Here is a 22,161-nt window from a genome sequence, read left to right as displayed (position 1 = left end):
GACGAAACACGCCCATCTCTCCCGCCGCCAGGCGGAGTTCATGCCCACCCAGCCCGAACCAAATGATCACGTTCGGAAAGCGGATGGCGTCTGAGGCCACACAAGCCAGCAGCGAAGGTCTGACCGATGGCTCACAGCGCCTTCTGCTCCTGCTTCCGATGCTCGGCGATGCCGACATGCCGCCCGAAGCCTGCTCCATGGTGGCGCAAGCGCTGGCCCACTGTGGCATAGATCTTGACGCAGCTAACGAGTTGGCAACAGTGCTGGTCGGCGAGCAGGAGCCTGACAGCGAACCGCGCTGGACCGTGACTACTGACAGCCCGATCGCCGTGTGCTCGTCGTCCTACAGCCCCCGCCGCATACCGCTCGCCCTCGGCATCGCACCAAGCCAAGCCCAAGCCCTAGCGGACGCCCTCAACGGACGCGGGTGACATCCACGGCTGACATCAACGTCGAGGAACACCAGCGGTCCAGAGCAGCCAGACATGCCCGTGCCCTTCTACGGTGAGGCACCTGCAGAGGGCTCCTGCTCGAACTCCTAAGAAGTCATCTCGATTCGAGGCCGCTAGGTTGAGGGCGTGGACGAGGAAGCGATCACCATCCGGCTCACGCGCGATCAAGCGTTCGTGCTGTCGGACTGGCTCTACCAAGTCATGTTCCGATCCGACGACCTCGAGGGGATCGTGCACGACCGAACCGTCTGGTCACCGATCTACGCGATCTCAGGAACGCTGGACAAGACGCTGAGCGAGATCTTCATGCCCGACTACGGCCCACGGCTAGAAAAGGCCAAGGAGCGCCTACGCGCCAACCTGTACGGCGAAGCCGACGAGTCGGCGACACCAGGCGAGGACGCGACCGCCACACCACAAGCGCACCAGATAGAGCGGGGAACAGCGGGGAATCACGGGGAAAGCGGCCAAGGGCGATGAGACCTGGTAGCGCCAGGCATGTGTCGGTTGGGTACCGTCGGGTCCCCGGCTCTACTCCTGAACGAGGTCGTAGACAGCCCGTTGAGGGTCGGTTTTGACGATGAGCCCGTCCACGCACAGGTCGCGCAGGATCTGCCGGACCCGTTTCTCCGCTGCCCGTTGGTCTTCCCACGTGTGACCGTGGTCGCCCAGAGCCTTGATGGCACGCTGCGGATCCCAGGTGCCGCCGAGGGCGCGAATCGCCTGGGCGAGGACATGCCGGTCGGGATGATCTTTCTTGCGGTGGTTGGCGATGCTGGCAGGGGCGCCGCTGTAGTTGCAGTCGGCGCACTTCTCCCATGAGCAGTCCGGATCGGTGACGGCGGCATGGCGGACGGAATGGTGCGAGCCGAAGCCGTGGGCGTGGAGCAGTTGAGCGACGGACCCGTCGTACTTGAGGGCCATGAGCGCTGCTTCGGCGATCTTGTCGTGGCCGGCGGCGAAGAACTTGCCCAGGCCGACGTCCTTCCCACAGCCGCACCAGCACTTGCCGGTCGGGATGAGGCGAGGCTTCTCACTGCTTGGCATGAACCCAAGGTATCAACCCTTGAATTGAAGCCAAGGAGCAAATCCAAGGGTTGCGTCGGAGTAAGCAGGCGTACAGCCGCGAGTCGACTTCATGCACAGCAGGGTCAGCGGCGCGCGTCGCACGGCCGAACGCGACGGCGACCGTCACCGCGCGGCGTGCCGTTCTCTCGGGGGCAATGTCGTCGGGAGAGGTTCGGAGGCGGGGGTCGGAACCGGCGGCGAATGCGTCGGAGGGAATGTCGGAGGCGGCTGCCAGGATGATCGTCATGACACACTCCACGGGGACCGTCCACGAGAATGCGGCCGATATCGCAGAACGCCTCCTCACCCACGAAGACGCCGAGCTGGACCGGCCACTCACGATCCTGACGCACGCAGGGGGAAGCAGCCTGGTGCAGCGCCGCGAGGCCCTGCGGCCGGTGTACGAGGCCATCGTGACGCGCATCGGCCAGCCCACACTCCTGGGCGGCACCACCCACGGCCCCAGCGTGCGCTGGAACACCCCAGAGCGGACGCTGCTGCTGTCCGGCACCCACAGCGAAGCGAGCCTGTCCGCCCACCCGGCGGCCACCTTCGCCCGCGACGAGTTCTGGAACTTCGACGCGGGCCGCCTGCCCTACACGTGGCAGCTGGACCGGCAGGGCCCGGGCCACAACCACGGGTGGACCTTCAACGGGCACGCGGCAGCCTTCGACTGGGCGTCGGCTGAGCAGCGGCTGGCCGGGATGCTCGCCTCCTGGGCGGAGCACATGCCCGTGCAGGCCCCCGGCGACTGGGTCGGCTTCAAGCTCTGGGCGGCACGGGACTGGGGACGCACCATGATCGTGTCCTACAACCCGTCGGACACCGGCGCCGAGTTCCACCTCGCCATCGAGGACCGCGACCACGATCAAACCCCCGAGCGTGCGGCCGAGATGCGCGCACGGGGCTGGCAGGACGTCGACGAGCACCAGTGGTGGCGCACCATCCTGCCCGAGACGGACCCCACGGCGGCCGCCGCACTCGCGCGCGTGGCAATCACCGATCTGCGGGCCCGTGGCACCACGTGCCCCGACGAGGTGACCGCCTGGGACATCAGCGCAGGTGACGACGGAAGCCTGTGGGTACCCGGCATCGGGGTCGACGTGAACCCGCGCCGCGGCGAGCACTTCTAGGCACGTGGGTGCAGAGGCCACAGCGCGCCGGGCAGTTCATACGACGCCGCTCGGGTGGCGCAGGCCGCCGAGGCGCTCGGCGAGACCGCGAGCGACCTCGCCCGTACGCGCGTCGCCCGCGACTCGAAGCTGTGCGACGTCCACTGGGGGGTGTGCCCGGTGCACGGCAACACGCTGCGCGGGTCCGGCGGTCGCACCTGGTGCACCGAACCGACGTGCACCAGGTCCCGAAGGGGCAGGATTGAACGGCGTTGTCAGTGGCGGCGGGCAGGATGGCGGGCATGACAACACCTGCAGCAGTGATCGTGGATGAAGCCGCCTACGCGCAGGCCGTCGAGGACGCCGTGAACGCTTCGGCTGCCTACTACGCGAGCGGCACCTCGGCGCTGGATGACGAGACCTACGACCGGCTCGTGCGGGGCATCGCGGCATGGGAAGCGGCGCACCCCGATCAGGTGCTGCCCGACTCGCCGACCGGGAAGGTTGCCGGCGGCGCCGTGGAGGGGGATGTGCCGCACACGGTGGCCATGCTGAGTCTGGACAACGTCTTCTCGCCCGAGGAGTTCACCGCTTGGACCGCGTCGCTGGCCCGGCGCATCGGCCATCAGGTAGAACGCTTCAGTGTCGAGCCCAAGCTCGACGGTCTGGCGATTGCTGCTCGATACACCCGCGGCCGCCTCACCAAGTTGATCACGCGCGGCGACGGCACGGCCGGTGAGGACGTCTCGCACTCGATTGGCACCATCGAGGGCCTGCCACGCGAGCTGACCGAGCCGGTCACAGTGGAGGTCCGCGGCGAGGTGCTGATGACCACCGCCCAGTTCGAGCAGGCCAACGAGGTTCGTACAGCCCACGGCGGGCAGCCGTTCGCCAACCCGCGCAATGCCGCGGCAGGCACCCTGCGCGCCAAGGAACGCGCCTACACGGTACCGATGACGTTCTTCGGCTACGGCCTGCTGGCCCTGCCCGACACCGATACGACCCTGGCGAAGCAGCTCGGCGAGCGTGCGCACAGTGACCTGATGGCGCAGGCCGCTGCGTTGGGAGTGAACACCACCGCGACCACGGCCGTGCCCGGCATCACCTCCGAGACCGTCGAGGAGGTCCTGGCCCGGGTGAAGGAGATAGCTGCCGTACGGGCGGAGCTGCCATTCGGAATCGACGGAATCGTGATCAAGGCCGACCTGGCCGCCGACCAACAGGCCGCCGGAGCCGGGACGCGGGCCCCGCGATGGGCGATCGCCTACAAGCTGCCCGCCGTCGAGAAGATCACCCGGCTGCTGGACGTGGAGTGGAACGTGGGCCGCACCGGCATCATCGCCCCGCGCGCCGTCCTGGAACCCGTCGAGATCGACGGCTCCACCATCACCTACGCCACCCTCCACAACCCGGCCGATATCACCCGCCGCGACCTCCGCCTGGGCGACCACGTCATGGTCCGCCGGGCCGGAGACGTCATCCCCCGCATCGAAGCCCCCGTCGCCCACCTGCGCACCGGCGACGAACAGCCCATCATCTTCCCGGAGATATGTCCGCGCTGCGGTGCCAGCATCGACACCAGCGAACAGCGCTGGCGCTGCGCCAACGGCCGCAACTGCCACCTCGTCGCCTCCCTCTCCTACGCGGCCGGCCGCGACCAGCTCGACATAGAAGGCCTCGGCGCCACCCGCGTCATCCAGCTCGTGGAAACCGGCCTCGTCACCGACCTCGCCGACCTGTTCACCCTCACCCGCGACCAGCTCTTGGCCTTGGAACGCATGGGCGAGACAAGCACCGACAACCTTCTTGCCGCAATCAGCGCAGCCAAGGCCCAACCGCTGTCGCGGGTGCTGTGCGCCCTCGGCGTCCGCGGCACCGGCAGATCCATGTCTCGCCGCATCGCCCGGCACTTCGCCACCATGGACGCCATCCGCGCTGCAGACGCGGAAACCATGCAACAGGTCGAAGGCATCGGCACCGAAAAGGCCCCCTCGATCGTCGCAGAACTCGCCGAACTTGCCCCGCTCATCGACAAACTCGCCGCCGCCGGGGTCAACATGACCGAGCCGGGCGCCACCCCTCCCGTTCCCGCCAGCGATGCAGCCGAGAGCGGCTCGCAGACCGACGACGCGCAGGGCGGACCGCTGACCGGGATGACGGTCGTGGTCACCGGCACAATGACCGGCCCGCTCGAGGCTCTCAGCCGTAACCAGATGAACGAGCTCATCGAACGCGCCGGCGGCCGCTCCTCCTCCAGCGTCTCCAAGAAAACCAGCCTCGTCGTCGCCGGAGAAGGAGCCGGATCCAAACGCACCAAGGCAGAAACCCTCGGCATCCGTCTCGCCACCCCCGACGAGTTCGCCGCTCTCGTAGCCAACCACCTCAACTGACTCACTCGGCAGGGGCCTTGCGCCAAGGCGGCAGGTACCCTCCGCCCGTAAGAGTGGTGCCTCACTCTGTCAGCGGGCGCTGGCCCGGCCGCGTGCTCCCCACTCGTGCGGGAGTGCCCGCCGTCCGGTGCCCGCGCATGAGGACAGGACGCAAGGAGCTTTGTCTGATATGCCGGATTCGATGAAAGTCGTGAGAAAAGGCTTGGCGACGCGGTAGAAATGCAGGTCAGTGAGTGTGCTCCCCGCGGACGCGGGGATGGTCCCTGGTCCGGGCCGGTACGGGTGTGGGTGTGGGGCCGTGGTCAGCGCTCCCCGCGGACGCGGGGATGGTCTCTCTCCCTGCAGGCCGGCCTCGGTGCGCAGCTCACGCAGCCGCCCACCGAGGGCCTCACGGCCAGACTGATAATCCGTGCTCACCTAGCAGACGCTACCTGCGCCTGGAACTCCCTGGTAGGGACAGCGAAGTGCAAGGCAGCATCCTGGGCCTGGCAGGCGCGGACGACGGTCTCGGCGTCCTCGAGGACGTAGACGCCGACCGTCACATCGTTCTCGTCGATCACGAACTTCACGACCGTGCGGGAGTCGAACAGCCAGAAGTCGAAGTCGGGCAGTCCGAGTCGTACAGCGTCCGCACGCCACAGGTTGCGGATGTCCTCGCCTGCGGCGACGTTGCCGAGCCCGGAGGCCAGCAAGAAGCGCTGTCCTTCGGTGGGCGGGTCGTCGACGAGGCGCACACGCCCGAGCCGCTTCCCTTCCTCCGTCTGCTTGCGCACGCCGGCGTGCCAGGGGCTGGCAGGGTCGTAGTCGAAGGTTTCGCCGTTCTGGAAGCGGGCCCAGTTCGGGCTTACGCGGTCGGTTGCGTAGCCGCGCTGGGTCTCCAGCCGCCAGGCGGTGTGCTCGAAATCCGTGAACAGGTGGGTGATTTCGTCGAACGGGATCAGGTCCGGCACTCCGTCTACTCCTTCGTCTGCGTCTCGTCGGCCTGCTCGGCGTCCCGGGGTGCGAAGCGGGCGAGCAGCTCGCGGGGGACGACGACGAACGTCTCCGAGTCCTTCACGTCCCGCAGCTGGGCGAGGTGCTCGGAAGCGGTGAGGCGGTCACCCTGCACGACGAGGTCGCCTGTCTCCACGACCTCGTACAAGGTCGGGCAGTTGCCATGCTCTGATGTGGTGCCGATGAACCTGAGCGTCATGGGTGCTCTCCGTTCCGGCTGGTCGGGCGTTCAGAATGCTGCGAATCGCGCGCACATTCGGGGATTGCGCGAGATTGCGCCTGATGCTGGGTGAGCACTCGCCTGTCCGCAACGGCGGCGCAATGCGCGTGTTCGACTCAACCGGATCGTGTGGAAGTTCCGCACCGGGGTGGCCTGGCGGGGCGCGTGGAGTGCGCCGGCCACACACTGGGCTTCGCCCGCGATGTACTGGGCCGGGAGACGCAGCGCACTTGGGGACCGGCGCAGGCCCCGGTGACGCTTGCCTCTCAGTGGGACACGATCGGCCGCATTTCTAGTCGGTCGGTGGCCACGCCCCGCGGAACGCTCCGGGGCCGGGCCTACACCTACCGCGCCGACGGATTCCTGACCCACGTCATGGACCAGCCTTCCGGGCATGATTGGCAGTTCGACCTCGATTCCGCAGGGCGCCCTCGCGGCGTCACCGCTGGTGACTGGGCCGAGCAGTACACCTACGACGCCGCCGGGAACCGGGCCTGCGCCTGGTGGCCCGACCGGGCCGGGAACGGGGAGAGCCGCGGCGAGCGGAATTACGACGGCACGCGGCTGATCGGCGCGGACGGTGTTCGCTATGAATACAACGCAGCGGGCAGGGTCGTACTGCGCCGGAAGAGGCGCCTGTTTCGCAAACCGGACACCTGGCACTGCACCTGGGACGCCGAGGACCGTCTGGAATCGGTGCGTGGCCTGATGGATGACCTGGACGAGGAGCTGCGGGTGCTGTCCTTCGACGGCCCAGGCGATTACCGGCTGCGCATCCACGCCTGCGGCCGGGACACCGCCACCGAATTCGCCCTCCGGGAGTGGGACCGCGGGTACTGAGTGCTGGCATACGTCCGGCCCGCCGCTACGGGGGAAAGCTACGGGCCGGACGGCCCCACGATGACATACATACCCCGCCTCAGGAGCGGATTTGGGCCGCCCGGGCGCTACCACACGAGCGGCTCAGACGATCGACGAGCCTTTCCGCCTGGCGAGATCAGCTGATACCGAGCCGACTGAGTGCGGTGGTCCAGTCGGTGACGATGGCCTGCTGTGCGGCCTGGAGGGTCACCTTGCCGGCGCAGACGGCGGTATGCAGCTTGGTCTCCACCGGGTCCTTTTTGTTGTTGATGCCGCCGTCCGGCTTAGGGCCCGGATCGGCCGGCTCCACCCAGAGATTGCGGGCGTCGTTCGGGTCGCCGCCGAGCTGAAGCGAAAGAAGATGATCACACTCGGCGTCGCTGAGGCTGCCCTTGTAGCCGTACGAGGCGGCGTTCGCTGCCTTCTCCTTCCGGGTGATCGCCTCCGGCGGCCGGATGTTCTTGGTGTAGCCGCCTTTCCGGCAGATCGTCGTGGCCAAGTTCGCCTGCGTCACGGCCGGCGAGGTCGCGCCCGGTGTGCATGCCAGGTCCTCGAGGGGCTCACCCTTCTCGTGCCGGTAGTGACAGCTGCCCGCGGGCGGCTGTTGCTGCACCGTGTACGTCCTCTGCGGCCCCGCACCCACCGGGATCTTCACTGCTTCCTGAGGTGTCCGACCCGGAATGCGAACCGGATGAACAGCCCGCCAGCAGCAACAAGGAGAGCAGCACCGGCGGAACGGCGCGGCGGATGGATGCCATTACGACCCCTCACGAACGAGCGACAACTGGGCACATGCTCCCCCACGCAGGTGGCGCCCTTACGTGCGGGAGTGAGCGGCGTGCGGGGCGCCACCGCCGAGGGAATCGCCGACTGGGCAAGGCGGATAAACGCGGTGGTGATTCTGCTTGCCATTCGGCTCAGCGTCGATGGACGGGCAACTGAACGACAGCGGAGGCTCAGGCTGCTGCCGCGATGGTGCCCAGGCCGCTGCGGGCCCGCCTCGACGTACCTGATCAGCCTCGTCCGCTGTCACCGGCCGGGTTACTGCAAGGTGCACCCGACTCCGAGGTCACCATTTGATCTCCGCGATGATCTCTTCGTTTGTTTGGGTTGTGAGTGCAGTGTGACCGCCGGGGTTGACGGTGGCGGTTGCACCGGTGTCGTTGGTCACCGTCACCGGGAGGAGTGTGTTGTTGGTGACGGTGGTGGTTCCCGATGCGCTGACGGTGACGCCGGGGGCGGGGAGTGGGGTGACGCAGAAGTCCCCGGCGGTCGAGGCGATCTCGACCTGGCCGGGGCAGAGGATGTCGGCGTGGGCGGGCGCCGAGGTGACCAGCCCGGTGATGCCGAACGCGAGGGCGGTCAGTACAGCGGCGATGTGCCTGCGGGAGGCGAGTCGACGGTTCATCAAAGTCTCCTTTCCGTCCCGCGAAGCGGGCCGCGTGCCGTGACCCACCGTGGTCTTTGCCGCTGCGCCTCGTGCTGGTAGGCCAATTCGTGATGGTGACGCCCCTGCAGCGGTCGCGTAAGGCGCGGTGCCGCAGCGCGCGAAGCACACCCTGGGCGCGCGGGCTCATCCGGGGCAGGCTCTCTGCACGCAGTCCCGGATGCGCACCGCGTGCGTAGTACTGCTTTGCGGTTGGGCGGCATTGTCCAGCAAGTTTGCGGGCTGTCGGCACGTCGGCGGCACACCCGGGATGGCGGCGACGACAGCCCGACATGACGGAGCCCCGGCCGGAGAACACTCCTCCAGCCGGGGCCGATGTACCTGGTGATCCGGTGTGGTCGTCCCCGACGGGGGCGGGGACGACCACATCTCCAGCGGGAGCCTTTGCTCCCGATGCGCCGTCGGAGCCCGCTGGAGTCCTTCCCCCCCTCCGACACGATCGGCGTGCGCCAGGGGCAGGAGCATCAACGGCGCGGCGACGCCGTCTGCTGGGGAGTGCGTGGACAGAGCCGCGCGTGTACGACGACTGAGCCGCCGGCAGCGCTCGCCCCGTGGTTCTGGATTTCCTCGGTCGGCTCGTCGCGGCCGATCTCCTCGGTGCAGCGTGCGCAGATCATCGGCGGAGCTCCAGGACAAGAACGTGCAGGGCGCGGCGGGTCTCACAGATCGTGGCGTCATCCGTGCACTGCTCGCACCGGCCGGAATGATCGTTGCGAGCGGCCAGGACGACACGACGGGTGCAGGGCCGGCAGGCGCGAGGGAACCAGTGCCCTGAGTCGGTCTCGCGCTCGCCGAGGTCGACGGCCGTCGCGGTCGACAGCGGTTCGCCACCCCACACACACTCGGCGCCGCGAGCCCTGGCGTCCGGCAGGACTTCCAGCGGCGGCAACAGGATGCGCGGCAGCAGATCGTCAGGGATGTCGACCAGAGCGCGGGTCTCGACGGTCGTCATGCGCGGGCCTCCGCTTCGGGGCGGTAGCCGCCGGGGCCGAACGCGGCGGCGATGAGCGCGAAGTCGTTGAGGTGGCCTGTCCCGTCGGGACGCCAGAGCCAGAACCTGCCGTCCACCTCCCGGCCCGACGGGGGGCAAGACAGCGACCAGCCCGCGCGATGCACGGTCAGCTCGCGGACATCGGCGAGTTCCTCAGCAGCACCCGGCTCGACGAGCCAGAACATCTTGTTGGCGTCGGGGTCGGCGAGGACGGGACCGTGGGGCGAGTTCCGGATCCTCGAGGCCGCCGGCCACCCCCGGGTGAGGCTGGACTCGGCGACGAGCCAGGGAGCGCCGGAGGCGATAGGGGCGAGGCATTCCTCGTCCCATGCTGCGCGGACGAGAGCCGGGTGTTCGCTGCAGTCGGCGAGCCACGTATCCCCGGCCTCGTACAGTGCGGCGAAGCGCATCGGATGGGCCATGACCAGGACGCTAGCCAGGGCGATTGCAGGCCTGCGCGCCGATTGCGCGTGATTGCGCGGGTAGGTGGGGCAGTTGCTGGGATTGCTTATGTGAGGTCGAGCGATGCCCGTGCGCGGCCGATGAGGCGGCGTGCCGGTGGCCCGTACTCGGCGGATTCCGCGAGCCAGTCCCAGGCCCGCTCGTACAGTTGGATGTCCTCGTCACCGGTGAGCCAGAGTTCCTCGCTGATTGTCTCGACGATGACGAGGCGGCGGTCGTAGATCCAGAAGGCGTGTGGGGCGGTGCGCCGCAGCTGTGCGCCGAACGGGATGATGCCGAGTTCGATGCGCTTTTGCCCGACGAGGTTGTACAGGCGGTCCAGCTGCTCGGCCATCACGTCGACAGGGCATGGCCTGTGGTACAGGGCCGCCTCGCACACCAGGAACCGGAACGTCTTCCCGGGGTCGTACAGGGCCTCTTGGCGGCGCATCCGCGTCTCGACGGCCGCATCGGTGGTCGGCGGGATGCCACGGAACTCGGCGTTACTGTCGAAGATGACCCGGGCGTACTCCGGTGTCTGGAACATGCCCGGGATGCGAGAGATCTCAAGGCCCCGGATCGCTTTGGTGTTCTCGGTCTGCCGTACCGCGATCTCCTGCCGTCCGCGGTGGCCGCCGGCCAGCTGGCGGCGCCAGGAACGGTGCCGCTGCTTCATCTCCAGCCCGGCGAGCAGGCCGTGCAGCTCGGCCTCGACGTCAGGACGCTCGATGGCGTGCGCCCACGCGGTCAGATCCTCGCGGGTCGGGGTCTGCTTGCCGTTCTGCATGCGGGAGACCTTCGAGGGCTGCCAACCGGTCTTCGCGGCAAGGTCTTTGCCTTCCAGACCGGCCTCAGCGCGCAGTTCACGCAGCCGCGCGCCGAGGGCCTCCCGTGCAGTCTGAAAGTCGGTGCTCACACCGTGGAACGTACCCGCTTGGCGTAATCGGCAGTAGGCACGGCGTGATGCCAGGCGGCGTCACGGGCCTGGCAGGCGGCGAGCACCTCGGCGGGGTCCTCGGTGACGTACACGCCGAGGGTGGTGTCGTCCTCGTCGAACGCGAACCGGGCGAGGATCTTCGAGTCGAACAGCCAGAAGTCGTAGTCCGGCAGCCCCAGCCGCTCGGCCTCACCGCGGCTCAGGTTGCGGATGTCCTCGCCGGCCGCCACGTTGCCGGGCGCGCTGGCGAGCAGGAATTCCTGTCCTTGTGTGGGCGGTTCGTCGACGATCCGCACCCGTTCGAACCGCTTCCCGGCAGCAATCTGCTCGGCGACGTTCTCCCGCCACGTGTTGGCCGGCTCGCTCGCGATGTCCTCGCCGTTCAGCCATCGCTGCCACTTGGGGCTGTTGCGGTCGGAGGCGTAGCCGCCGCGGGTCTCCAGCCGCCAGGCGGTGTGCCGGAACTCGCGGAACAGGTGGGAGATGGATGCGAACGGCTGGAGCTCGGGGGCTGCGGTCCTCGGCGCGTACCGTGTCAGTAGGCTGCGGGGGACGCGAACGAACGTCTCGGAGGGCTTCACATCCCGCAGGTGGGCGAGATGGCCGGGGTCGGTCTCGCGGTCTCCCTGTACGAGGATTTCGTCGGTCTCCGGGATCTCGTACAGGGTCGGGCAGTCGCCGTCATCGCTGGTGGTGCCGATGAACCTGAGCGTCATGGGTGCTCTCCGTTCTGGCGGGTCGAAGGTCCAGATTGCTTTGGATCGCGCGGGCGCACCGCAGGATTGCACGGGATTGCGCATGCAGACGCCGAGCGGCTTATTGCGCGCAATTACTGCCGTCACCCCAACATGAAGTAAAGCCCTGCACGGCCGTCCTGACCGGACAGCGGACGGTCGGCTGTCGGCGGTCGAGGTACTCCGGCACGGGCGGGTATAGGCCGCGCGGCACGTACTGCCGGATCTCGCCGGGTTCTGCCCAGGCGATGGTGGCGACCTCGCGGGGCGAGGCTGAGTGTGCGGCGCCCGCGACGGCCATGCATGCCACATAGGTGATACGTCGGCCGGTATCGGGGTGGACGCGCTCTCCGAAGTCCTCGACGGCCTCAACGGTCAGCCCGGTTTCTTCCAGGGCCTCGCGCACGGCGGTCTGCTCCGCCGCTTCGCCAGGCTCGACAGTCCCGCCGGGCAGTGCCCATACGAGGTCTTCTTCGACGACGCTGCGGCGGATCAAGAGGAGGCGGCCCTCCTCGACGATGACTGCCATGGCCAGGGCTGGATGCTCGCTCATCACCGCGTTCTACCCGCTACTGAACTTGAATTGGTGACGTCGTCAGAGGGAGGCAACCTCAGTAGAACGGGACGGCGAGCCAGCGCGTGTTGAGGCATCGAGGCGTGCTAATGGGGCCGCCCAGCGACGTCTGCGTTCCCTCACCCGCCGCGCGCTGTCGCCGCAACGTACATCCCTCGCCTTCAGCGACTGAAGCGACTGAAGTCCCGTATACCCTGAACTTCAGTCGCTTCAGTCCCTGTATCCGGGACATACACTTCATTAACCTGCGGCTTTGTCCAGCGGATCTGCAGCGCTTGAAGACCCGGGAGCCGCTTCCCAGTCGCTGGGTTGCGTCCTACCGAGCGCTGCTGAAGCTGCACACCCACAGTGAGCCCGCCGGCCGGATCGACGTCGAGATAGGCGCGTGGCCGGAGGGCAAGGGCACCGGCGCTTCCCGTGTCGAGAAGCCCCCGAGGCACCCAAGTTCTAGTGGTTGTCGCAACACCCCAGTTGGAGAGGTAGACCCGCGGTCGCCGCGAGTGACCGCTTCGGCGCGGCAGCGGGCCAGCAGGTTCCGTACGCCGTGGATCACTGCCGCCCCCGGTAGGTATCAATCGGACTCGTGAACGATGCCGTGAGGGTCTTGGATCCGGGCAGGCCAGGCAGGCCGATGTCCGACAGGCGCGCGGTGCACGAGATCGTGGCGGTCACGGTGGCGGCCTGGCCGACGTCGAGGGAGTAGCCGGAAGTGTCGACGGAGACGTCGGCGCTCTGGCAGGTGACGCCGTCGCGGGGGCTCAGTTCACCTACGCGCGTAACTGCGACTTACTTGTCGAGGTTCCGTGAACGACCCGTGAAGATTGTCACGTTGCCTTCCTTTCCACCGCCGCATTAGCGTCACGCCCGACCACTTATTTTTGTTTTACGTCTGTGTGCGCGGGGGGCTGCAGATGTTGTTTCGTCATGCCGTCACCCGTGCCTGGAAAGGAATTCGGGTGACTCCTCGTATGCGCAGGATGTTCCCGGTCGCGGGGGTTGCTGTCTTTCTGGCGCTGGCGGGCGCGCCGATGCTCGCGTCCGCCGACCCGCAGCCGACAGGGGGAACTGCCGGGGCCACGCCGCCGTCGGCGGTGGAGGACTACGCGTATCCGAACGCGGATCAGATCCAGAAGGCTCAGGGCATCAAACTGATCAGGGGCGACGGGCACATCACCCTCGCCACGTGCGACGACTCCGCTCAGCAGATCAAGGTCCTGACCGTGCAGGGACAGAGCGGCAACCCGCAGGGCGCGTACTGCTTCAAGGCGAACGCCAAGAGCGGTTACCTCTCCCTCGAACTCCCGCGGGTGTTCGCCCTGGAGACCGCCGACCACCCCATCAGCGCGGACCTGCGGCCGCAGGCGGATCCCTCGGCGCCGGCGAAGACGGTGAGCGTGGACAAGAACGGCTACCAGAGCGTGGGCGAGGGCGCGGCCGGTGGCGCACCGAGCGTGCTGCTGGAACTGCGGGTCACCGGCTGACCCGGTCCACCCGCCCGCCTGCCCTCTCTCATCGCTCTCGTACGACAGCAAGGAACATTTTCATGTCTGGCTTTCGTCCGCGCGCCGCGTGGACCGGCGGTCTGATCGCCGCCACCTCGCTGGCCGCCGCCGCTCTGACCGCCGCGCCCGCCACCGCCGTGTCCGGCCCGACCGCTTCTGACACGGTCACAGCCGCCACCGCACGCCTGGATGTCGGCGGCCAGCACGGCTGTTCGGCCACCCTCGTCGCCGCGCAGTGGCTGCTGAGCGCCGCGAGCTGCTTCACCGACACCCCCGGCGCCCTCGCCCCCGGCGCGCCCAAGCTCAAGACGACCGCCACCCTCCATGGCAGCGCCCAGCAGGTGGTGAACCTGGTGCCGCGCACGGACCGGGACGTGGTGATGGCCCAACTGGCCAAACCCGTCACCGGTATCACCCCCGTCCCGGTGGCGGCGGCCGCGCCTGGTGCCGGGGACGAGGTCCAGGCCGCCGGGTTCGGGCGTACCCAGACCGAGTGGGTGCCCGACCAGGTCCACGCCGCCGCCTTCACCGTCCAGAACACCGCCGCCACCAGCCTCGATCTGGCCGGCAAGTCCGACGGCGCCGCGATCTGCAAGGGCGACACCGGCGGTCCGGTCCTGAGCACCGGCGGAGCGGTCGTGGGTGTCAGCAGCCTGTCCTGGCAGGGCGGTTGCCTGGGCACCGACCCGGCGGAGACCCGTACGGGGGCGGTGGCCGCCCGGGTCGACGACCTGGCCTCCTGGATCCAGCAGGTCGCCTATGCCCCCGTCTTCGCGGCCGCGCCGTGGAAGCACGCCGTGCAGATCACGGCCGGCTACTACGCGGGGGATTCCGCGAACGGTACCCGCCGCATGGACCTGATCGTCGTCTGGGACACGGGCGAGGTCACCCTCTACCAGGGCGGCTACGGCGACGACCCCGCCCGCCCCTTCGCCGCGGACCACCAGCTGCAGCCCGAGAAGAGCATCTGGACGCATGCCGTCAACGTGTCCAGTGCCAACACGGGCGGCTCCACCGACGGGGTCGTGGTGCGGTGGAGTGACGGTGAGATGACTCTCTACCCCACGGTCGATGCCAAGGGCTTCCACGGCGAGAAGCAGCTCGCCCCGCCCAAGACCGCCGAGTGGCGAGACGACGCCCAGCAGCTGACCGCCGGCCGCTTCACCCCGGGCGGCCGACGCGACGACCTGCTGGTGGCCTGGAAGGACGGCCATGTCTCCGTCTTCAGCGACCTGGCGGCCAACGGGCTGAAGAAGCAGACCCAGACCGTCGCCAAGAACAACACCTGGCCCTTCGCCGAGAAACTCGCCACCGGTTCCTTCACCGGCAAGGACACCGATGACCTGCTGGTGCGCTGGATCGACGGCGAGACCACCCTCTACCCCGGCATGACCGGCAAGGCTCTGCCCGGCGAGATCAGGATCCGGCCCGAGAAGTCGTACTGGACCAACGCGGCCGCCGTCACCGTCGGCGCCTTCACCAGCAACACCACCGCCAACGACATCCTCGTCCGCTGGAACGACGGCCACGTCAGCTACTTCACCGGCGTCGACGCCCAAGGCCTCCACGACGAGATCCAGCTCGCACCCGCCAACTGACCACCCTGGTACGGAATCTGGCTTTGCGTCAGCCGATAAACGGCTCCCGCCGCCGTGTCTGATGGCACGGCGGTGCGGATGCACCGGGCCATTCCCAGTACGTGCACCAGCGGCGTCATGTTGTCCCGCGTCAATGGCAGAGAGACCGACTGTTTCGAGGATGCGATGCATGACTGCCGACTTCATTTAATTGCAAACGATGAGAGAGACAGTTGAAAAAATTGAAGCCCGCGAGTGCCGCGGTGAGAACGACTTGGTATGCGGCACGCCTGCTTTGTCTGATTTTGCTGCCCATCGCTCTTGCCGCCGGCCTACTCGGTAGTGTCCCCACGCGAGCGCTGGCCGATGGTGCCCCCGCTGGTGGCGGCAGCACGAATACCGACGAAATACCCGACCGCGCTCGGGTGCTCGCCCTGTGGTCGTCGGGCGGCCCCGAGGTGCGGGCCGCCGGGGAAGTCGGTCTGACCGGCAGCGACGACGACGTACGGCACTTCCTCGACACGGCGAAGGACGCCACGTTCCAGGACGAGCGCGTTGCCGTGGCCCAGCTCGCCAGCGTGGGCGGGCTGAATCTGCAGGACGCCGCCCGCAAGGCTCTGGACGGAAAACAAGACGAACTAGAAGACTTCCTGGACGACGGCTGGCAGGACCCGTACTTCCAGGACCAGCGGGTCAAGGTCGCGCAGATCATCGATGCGGGCGGCCCGGAGGTGAAGAAGGCCGGCCAGGCCGCGCTGAACGGCACGCCGGACGACATCAAGGCGTTCCTGTCGACCGGCCAGTTCGACCGGCGGGCGCAGGACGAGCGGGTCGAGGTCGCGCAGATCATCAGCACCGGCGGCTCCAATGTGGCGGCCGCGGGCCGGATCGCGTTGAACGGCTCGGCGGACGACATCCACGAGTTCCTGGAAGTCGGCCAGTACGTGGCGCGCGCCCGTGACCAGGAACACGCCACCGTCGCCCAGCTCGCGGACCAGGCCACGAAGGCCGGCGCCAAGGCGGCAGCCCAGACCAAGGCGGCCAAGGACGCCTCCGCCCGCGCCGTGACGGCGGCGAAGCTCGCCAAGGAGGCCGCGCAGAAGGCGGCGGCCGAGACCCAGGCCGCCAAGAACGACTCCCTGCACGCCGCCTCGGCGGCCGGCCGGGCGGCCTCTGCCGCCAAGCAGGCCGCGGAGGCCGCGCAGGAGGCGATCGACGCCGCGGCCGCCGCCAACAACAGTGCGCGGCTCGCGGCGAGCGCCGCCGAGCGGGCCGCTTCGGCGGCGGTGGGGGCCGCGCAGGCCGCATCGCGTGCGCAGAGTGCGGCTGCGGACGCGGCCAATGACGCGGGCAAGGCGTCCGCGGCGCGCAAGGCGGCCGATGACGCCCGTACCGCGGCCAAGGGTGCGCGGCTGGCGGCGGACGCCGCCAAGCAGGCCGGCAACGCGGCGGCCGATGCGGGCAATGCCGCGAAGGCCGCCGCCGATGCCGGCACCAACGCCGACGCCGCCGCCGATGCCGCGGACCAGGCCAACAACTACGCCACCCAGGCGGGCGTTCACTCCTCCGAGGCCGGTGCCGAAGCCGCCGCGGCCCACCGCCACGCGCAGGAGGCCAACCGCGCCGCCAACGCGGCCGCGTCCCTGGCGGCGGAGTCGGCCGGCGCGGCGAGCGACGCGGAGGCCGCGGCCAACGCGGCGGCCACGCATGCGGACAACGCCGCCAAGGACGCCGATGACGCGGCCGCCCACGCCGGTCAGGCAGCCACCGCCGCAGCCCAGTCCGCGGCGCACGCCAAGGCCGCCCAGGACGCGGCCGACGCCGCCACCGCGGCCGTCGCCAAGGCCCAGAAGACCCACGCCACCGCCGTCAAGATCGAGACGGAGGAACTGACCGAGCGGACCAACGCCGGTATCGCGCAGGCCAAGGACCTCAAGGCCCAGCAGGACCAGCAGACAGCCGCCGATGCCGCGGCGGCCCAGCAGGTCAAGGACACCGACGACCAGGCCAAGAACCTGGCCGTGCAGGCCGCCCAGCCCGGAGCCGACCCCAAGGCGATCGCTCCGGCGGGCCGCAAGGTCGCGCTGGCGACGATGCAGACCGGCGGGTCCTGGAGCCGGGGCGCCGCCGAGGTGGCTCTCACGGGCACCGATCAGGACGTCGTCGACTACCTCACCACCCGCCGTGACCAGGCCGCCCACCAGGACGACCGCTACCGCGTGCAGACCCTCGCCCAGGAAAGCTCCCTGGCCGCGGTGCGCAGCGCGGCCGAGGAAGCACTCAAGGGCAGCGACGAGCAGGTCTCGGCGTTCCTGGCCACCGGGCAGTACGAGGCCGGGGCGCAGGACTTCCGGGTGAACATCGCCCAGATCATCGACGCCGGCGGACCGGTGGTGCAGCAGACCGGCCGGGCCGCACTGGACTCGAACGACCCGCAGAAATACCGGCAGTTCCTCACCACCGGCCAGTACCAGGCACGCACCCAGGACGAACGGGTCCGCGCAGCCCAGCTCGCCAACCCCAAGAACAGCGCCAACGGCCCCGTCGTGAAATCGGCGGCCCGCATCGCGCTGGAGGGCCCCGACGACCTGCTGGACCAGTTCATCCGGGTCGGGCAGTACAAGGCGCAGCGCCAGGACTTCCTCGGCGCCACCCACACCGCGCAGATCGCCCAGCTGATCGCGGACGCCGCCGGTGTCGCGGCCACCGCCCAGCAGAACGCCGCCGACGCCCACAGGGCCGCCGCCACCGCGGCCAGGGCCAAGGACCAGGCGGCCGACTGGGCGAAGAAGGCCGACGCATCGGCCAAGCAGGCCAAGGGCTACGCCGACCAGGCGGCCCAGTCCGCCAAGGACGCACAGGCCTCCGCCGACCAGGCAGCCGCCTCCGCCCACACCGCCGCCAAGGCCGCCGCCTCCGCCGACCAGGCCGCGAGCGACGCGGCCACCTCCGCCCTCGACGCCGCCGACTCTGCCGAGTGGGCCCAGGCATCCGCCACCGCCGCCTACAGCGCCGGAGCACAGGCCCGCGCCTCCGAAATCGCGGCCGGCAAGGACTCCAAGGCCGCCGACCAGGCCTTCAAGGACGCCTTCCAGGCGGCCGTGGAGAAGAAGGAAGCCGAACGCAAGGCCGCCGAGAAGGACACCGGAGCCCAGGCCGAAGCACGCTACCGCTGCGGCATGCTCGGCTGCGACGCCGTCGAGCACCCGGCGCGCTGGTGCCAGCACAACGAGACCTTCTGCGAGATCCTTTCGCAGGCCCCGGCCGCCAGCGCTGCAATGCAGCAGGCGTGGGACTTCGCGAAAGACGTCCTCGGCATCGGACAGTTCGAGGACTGCAAGGGCGGCGACGCCGTCGCCTGCCTCCAACTCGGCTCAGACATCCTCCTCAGCTCGAAGTTCAAGCTCCTCGAGCGAGGAATGGAAGCATTGCAGGACCTGCGATACTCCCGCTACATAAAGGTGTGCACGCAGTGCTTCCCGGCCGGCACCGAAGTCCTGATGGCCAACGGCCGAACCAAGAAAATCGAGAGCGTCCACCCGGGCGACTCCGTCCTGGCCACTGACCCGCTCACCGGCCGCACCAGCCCCCGCAAGGTCAGCCGTCTCATCATCACCGACGGCGACAAACACTTCGACGAACTCACCATCACCACGCCGAAGGGCCCCCGGAAACTCACCGCCACCTACGAACACCCCTTCTGGAGCCCCTCAACACGCCACTGGGTCAAGGCGCACGACCTCACCCCCGGCACCACCCTCCTCAGCACCAACGGCGCCACCGTCCGCGTCCAGGCCAACCACGCCTTCGACCAGCACACCCGCACCTACAACCTCACCGTCGACGAACTCCACACCTACTATGTGCTGGCCGGCGCCACGCCAGTCCTGGTACACAATTCCGACTGCCCACTGACGGGGGGATTCAAGTCACCGGTGACTCCTGAGGAAATCACCGATATCAACCGTGGTTTTGGCGGCGAAGCCCTGCTCAGTGGCTCGCCGGCGAACACCATGCTGAACGCCAGCCGCTACAACAGCCTCTGGGATAAGTTGGCCGTCGTGATTCGCGACATTGCGGGCGGGCACATGTTCAACAACGGAAACAAACGCACTGCGCAAGCTGTCGTCGAAGAGCTGATGCGTCTCAACAACGTCACGAGTGGACCGACTTCCGCCGATCTTCGAAGCGTCATCGACAGGGTCGGCAAGGGACAACTGCATGACATCGATGAAATCTCAGCAGCCTTGAGAGGCTTTTGATAGGAGCGTACGAATGAATATTGAGCAGCTCATGGAGAGACTGGGCCGCTCAGGCGTCACAGTGATTCTCAAGGTGGACGATGAAAGGATGACGCAAGGCGGTGAGCCCTGGACTTTGGTGATGTCAGGTCCAGGACTGGGCGAGCAGGGATTCATTCGTGCTGAATCATCCAGCCTGACCGACGTCCTCGAACAAGGCTTCAGGATCCTGCAGTCGCGGCCCGGCAACTGGGAATGGCTGGGCGAAATCTCATAGCTACTGAGACGATGCCCTCGCGAATTTTCTCGGGAGGGCATCGTACGTCGGCCTGCAGGATCTTGATGCATGGTGACGTCTTCGGCCTGGCCCAGGCGCGGGACAAGCCTGAGGTAGCGACCGTCAAGCTCGTCGACCACGCACTGGGAACCTTCGAGTGCTCCCACGGACAGGCCTCCGAGCCGGTCGTGTGCCAGGCTGTACGGCTCCTGCGACCTCGCGGCCGAGGCCACCCGCACCAGCAACCGGATCCGCGGCCTGCTCACCCAGTTCCACCCCAGCCTGGAACGCGTCCTCGGCCCCCGGCTCGACCACCAGGCCGTCACCTGGCTGCTGGAACGCTACGGATCCCCCGCCGCCCTGCGAAAGGCCGGACGCCGCAAACTCGTCGAGGTCATACGGCCCAAGGCCCCGCGCATGGCAGCGCGGCTGATCGACGACGTCTTCGACGCCCTCGACGAACAGACCGTCGTCGTTCCCGGCACCGGCACCCTCGACATCGTCATCCCGTCGCTGGCCCGCTCTCTCGGCGCCGTCCACGAACAGCGACGAGCACTCGAAGCCCAGATCGAGGCCCTGCTGGAGGATCACCCTCTTTCCAAGGTCCTGACGTCGCTGCCCGGCGTCGGCGTCAGGACCGCCGCCACACTGCTGGTCACCGTCGGCGACGGCACCAGCTTTCCCACCGCCGCCCACCTGGCCTCTTACGCCGGCCTCGCCCCCACGACCAAGTCCTCCGGAACCTCGATCTACGGCGAACACGCACCCCGCGGCGGCAACCGGCAACTCAAACGCGCGATGTTCCTGTCCGCATTCGCCGCCCTGCACGATCCCGCCTCCCGCACCTACTACGACAAATGCCGGGCCAGAGGAAAGACCCACACCCAGGCACTGCTCCGTCTGGCCCGACAACGGATCAACGTGCTGTTCGCGATGCTCCGCGACGGCACCTTCTACGCCCCCCAGAACCCCACGCCTCGCTTGACGAAAGACATAGAGGCACCCCCCGCGCACGCGGTCATGGCAGTAGCAGAGCGTTGAGGTTATCGACTGCCGCTTAGTCCGGAAAAGCGCAAGCGGACTCACCGAACTCCTGGCCCGAGCACTCCGCGACCGCGGCCGCCAGGTCGAAGTCCAGCACCTCCACATCCACCTCCCGCGCGTACTGAAAACGCCTGCCGCCAGCCCCGCCCACACCACCCCCGACCAGGAGCCCACCCGATGAAGCGTCTCTTCCGCCGCTGCGGCCACGCGCCCGGCGCTCTGAGCCCCGAGGACCAGGCCGCCGTCGACCAGTTCCGCGCGCTGCTCGCCGCACTGCGCGACATGGAGACCTGGACGCCCGGCCTCTACCAGGACATCGCTGTACGTGTCGGACCGTTCGTGGAAAGGGCCCGCCCCCGCCCGGGCGACGACCACGGCTCCGACCTGATCGCCGTCTCCTTGGTCCACCCCGACACCCCGCACGCCTCCGCCTACTTCCACGGCCCCCAACTCGGCTACACCGGCAAGGGCTGGCTGCGCTGCGAGACGGACAGGATCCTCGGAGTGTGGCACCCGGCCCTCACTCCGCTCACCCACACCGCGGCGGGCCTCGACATCTCCGACGACGTCGGCATGAAGCCCGCGCACTACGCCGTCCACGTCGAAGCCCGCCGCACGGACAACTCCGGCCGCATCCTGCTTCGCATGGGCCCGTACACCCAGACCTGGCTCGCCTCCCGTGACGCGGAACGCCTCAACACCCTGCTGGAGGGCAGGGCGGCCACAGTCATGCCCGGGTACACGGGTCACCGCGAAGGACACGGTGTTCCACGTCAGTGACCACGCCTCCTACAGCGACCCGCACGAGACCGACGCCCGCGAGCTCCTGGCGGCCCTTCTCGAAGACGTGAGCGCCCCGTGGTGACGAAGGCTCTGTACGAGATTGAGACCAGCGAGGGCGACGACGGCAGCATGCGCCCGGTCGAACAGCTCTGGGCCCTGCGCCGACGGCGCGGCCGACGACGGGTTCATCGTCCACCGGGGCCTGTATGTTGCCGGGATCGACGGCGCCGCCGACGATGACCTCTACTCGGCCGGCTTCCTGGTCCTTGGACACCAGCGGTGGGCCGACGTCATCGATGGCGCAGCCGCGTACATGGCCCATGTCCACGGCTGGCGGAACTTGCACCTGCACCCCGGCGACGACCCCTCGGTGCTCATCCCCCGCATCCCGCGCGCTGTCCTGACGTGGGGCGTGTTCTTACCTTGATCATTAACCTCGCTGCTGTTTCAGGCGCACATGTTCGGTGAGGGTTTCGATTCGTTTCACGGTCTTCCCGGGCTCGTGACGTGGGGCTGA

The 22,161-nt window shown here is 68.5% G+C and carries 21 protein-coding genes and 3 pseudogenes; 12 read left to right on the top strand and 12 right to left on the bottom strand.

The annotated features are described in order from the left end of the window. Both ACFYZB_RS45630 and ACFYZB_RS45625 read left to right on the top strand, forming a co-directional pair. Positions 1–431: pseudogene (locus ACFYZB_RS45630) on the top strand (hypothetical protein); the annotation flags it as partial. Positions 432–578: 147 nt separating this feature from the next. After that, complete coding sequence (locus tag ACFYZB_RS45625) at positions 579–932, top strand: hypothetical protein (RefSeq protein WP_388767870.1); 354 nt, start codon at positions 579–581, stop codon at positions 930–932. 51 nt (positions 933–983) lie between these two features. On the opposite strand, the gene ACFYZB_RS45620 is transcribed toward ACFYZB_RS45625, so the two are convergent. Further along, entirely contained in the window at positions 984–1,499 is a 516-nt protein-coding gene (locus ACFYZB_RS45620; RefSeq protein WP_388767868.1) for a hypothetical protein, read from the bottom strand. Next, entirely contained in the window at positions 1,486–1,767 is a 282-nt protein-coding gene (locus ACFYZB_RS45615) for a hypothetical protein (RefSeq protein ID WP_388767866.1), read from the bottom strand. The genes ACFYZB_RS45620 and ACFYZB_RS45615 overlap by 14 nt, the downstream gene beginning before the upstream one ends. Between ACFYZB_RS45615 and ACFYZB_RS45610 the strand changes: the two genes are divergently transcribed. Continuing rightward, complete coding sequence (locus ACFYZB_RS45610; RefSeq protein ID WP_388767864.1) at positions 1,766–2,653, top strand: hypothetical protein; 888 nt, start codon at positions 1,766–1,768, stop codon at positions 2,651–2,653. The genes ACFYZB_RS45615 and ACFYZB_RS45610 overlap by 2 nt on opposite strands. Positions 2,654–2,934: 281 nt before the next feature. After that, a complete protein-coding gene (gene ligA / locus ACFYZB_RS45605) occupies positions 2,935–5,022 on the top strand; it encodes an NAD-dependent DNA ligase LigA (protein WP_388767862.1) in 2,088 nt (695 codons plus the stop codon). Between the two features lie 333 nt (positions 5,023–5,355). On the opposite strand, the pseudogene ACFYZB_RS45600 reads toward ligA, so the two are convergent. The 3 genes and pseudogenes from ACFYZB_RS45600 to ACFYZB_RS45590 form a co-directional block, all read right to left on the bottom strand. Then, positions 5,356–5,439, bottom strand: a pseudogene (locus tag ACFYZB_RS45600) (transcriptional regulator); the annotation flags it as partial. Next, positions 5,436–5,972 carry a DUF6879 family protein gene (locus ACFYZB_RS45595; RefSeq protein WP_388767860.1) on the bottom strand — a complete coding sequence of 179 codons (537 nt, stop codon included), beginning with the start codon at positions 5,970–5,972 and terminating at the stop codon, positions 5,436–5,438. The pseudogene ACFYZB_RS45600 and the gene ACFYZB_RS45595, both read right to left, overlap by 4 nt. A gap of 5 nt (positions 5,973–5,977) precedes the next feature. After that, positions 5,978–6,214: a hypothetical protein gene (locus ACFYZB_RS45590; protein ID WP_388767858.1), complete on the bottom strand. Its 237-nt coding sequence runs from the start codon at positions 6,212–6,214 to the stop codon at positions 5,978–5,980. Between the two features lie 324 nt (positions 6,215–6,538). On the opposite strand from ACFYZB_RS45590, the gene ACFYZB_RS45585 reads away from it, so the two are divergent. Beyond that, entirely contained in the window at positions 6,539–7,075 is a 537-nt protein-coding gene (locus tag ACFYZB_RS45585) for a hypothetical protein (RefSeq protein ID WP_388767856.1), read from the top strand. Between the two features lie 157 nt (positions 7,076–7,232). Here the strand turns inward: ACFYZB_RS45585 and ACFYZB_RS45580 are convergent, their stop codons facing one another. From ACFYZB_RS45580 to ACFYZB_RS45550, 7 genes are all read right to left on the bottom strand, one after another. Then, complete coding sequence (locus ACFYZB_RS45580) at positions 7,233–7,751, bottom strand: hypothetical protein (RefSeq protein WP_388767854.1); 519 nt, start codon at positions 7,749–7,751, stop codon at positions 7,233–7,235. Between the two features lie 414 nt (positions 7,752–8,165). Next, the gene (locus ACFYZB_RS45575; protein WP_388767852.1) at positions 8,166–8,504 is read right to left on the bottom strand and encodes a hypothetical protein; all 339 of its coding nucleotides are present in this window, start codon (positions 8,502–8,504) and stop codon (positions 8,166–8,168) included. 652 nt (positions 8,505–9,156) lie between these two features. Continuing rightward, on the bottom strand, positions 9,157–9,495 hold the full coding sequence (locus tag ACFYZB_RS45570; RefSeq protein WP_388767851.1) for a hypothetical protein: 339 nt from the start codon (positions 9,493–9,495) through the stop codon (positions 9,157–9,159). Next, the gene (locus ACFYZB_RS45565; protein WP_388767849.1) at positions 9,492–9,956 is read right to left on the bottom strand and encodes a hypothetical protein; all 465 of its coding nucleotides are present in this window, start codon (positions 9,954–9,956) and stop codon (positions 9,492–9,494) included. Before ACFYZB_RS45565 ends, ACFYZB_RS45570 begins: the two co-directional genes overlap by 4 nt. Before the next feature lie 86 nt (positions 9,957–10,042). Then, entirely contained in the window at positions 10,043–10,891 is an 849-nt protein-coding gene (locus ACFYZB_RS45560) for a helix-turn-helix domain-containing protein (RefSeq protein ID WP_388767847.1), read from the bottom strand. Then, positions 10,888–11,628, bottom strand: a complete 741-nt coding sequence (locus ACFYZB_RS45555; protein WP_388767845.1) for a DUF6879 family protein — start codon at positions 11,626–11,628, stop codon at positions 10,888–10,890. The genes ACFYZB_RS45560 and ACFYZB_RS45555 overlap by 4 nt, the downstream gene beginning before the upstream one ends. 100 nt (positions 11,629–11,728) lie before the next feature. Further along, on the bottom strand, positions 11,729–12,199 hold the full coding sequence (locus ACFYZB_RS45550; protein WP_388767843.1) for an NUDIX hydrolase: 471 nt from the start codon (positions 12,197–12,199) through the stop codon (positions 11,729–11,731). A gap of 977 nt (positions 12,200–13,176) precedes the next feature. Here ACFYZB_RS45550 and ACFYZB_RS45545 point away from each other — a divergent pair. The 7 genes and pseudogenes from ACFYZB_RS45545 (at position 13,177) to ACFYZB_RS45515 (ending at position 22,071) form a co-directional block, all read left to right on the top strand. Continuing rightward, a complete protein-coding gene (locus tag ACFYZB_RS45545) occupies positions 13,177–13,701 on the top strand; it encodes a hypothetical protein (RefSeq protein WP_351203320.1) in 525 nt (174 codons plus the stop codon). A 62-nt stretch (positions 13,702–13,763) separates the two neighbouring features. Next, complete coding sequence (locus ACFYZB_RS45540; protein ID WP_388767840.1) at positions 13,764–15,320, top strand: S1 family peptidase; 1,557 nt, start codon at positions 13,764–13,766, stop codon at positions 15,318–15,320. Between the two features lie 212 nt (positions 15,321–15,532). Continuing rightward, on the top strand, positions 15,533–19,561 hold the full coding sequence (locus ACFYZB_RS45535; RefSeq protein WP_388767838.1) for a polymorphic toxin-type HINT domain-containing protein: 4,029 nt from the start codon (positions 15,533–15,535) through the stop codon (positions 19,559–19,561). 13 nt (positions 19,562–19,574) lie between these two features. Next, the gene (locus ACFYZB_RS45530) at positions 19,575–19,817 is read left to right on the top strand and encodes a hypothetical protein (RefSeq protein WP_388767836.1); all 243 of its coding nucleotides are present in this window, start codon (positions 19,575–19,577) and stop codon (positions 19,815–19,817) included. Between the two features lie 213 nt (positions 19,818–20,030). Then, positions 20,031–20,858 (top strand): annotated as a pseudogene (locus ACFYZB_RS45525) (IS110 family transposase); the annotation flags it as partial. Positions 20,859–21,038: 180 nt separating this feature from the next. Further along, complete coding sequence (locus tag ACFYZB_RS45520; protein WP_388767834.1) at positions 21,039–21,641, top strand: hypothetical protein; 603 nt, start codon at positions 21,039–21,041, stop codon at positions 21,639–21,641. A gap of 103 nt (positions 21,642–21,744) precedes the next feature. After that, positions 21,745–22,071: a hypothetical protein gene (locus ACFYZB_RS45515; protein ID WP_388767832.1), complete on the top strand. Its 327-nt coding sequence runs from the start codon at positions 21,745–21,747 to the stop codon at positions 22,069–22,071. Positions 22,072–22,161: the final 90 nt, after the last annotated feature.

This window comes from Streptomyces sp. NPDC001852, from assembly GCF_042891825.1.
In the GTDB taxonomy this organism is placed as follows: domain Bacteria; phylum Actinomycetota; class Actinomycetes; order Streptomycetales; family Streptomycetaceae; genus Streptomyces.
Note: the sequence above shows the minus strand (reverse complement) of the source record. Positions and strands in the feature narration are given on the sequence as shown.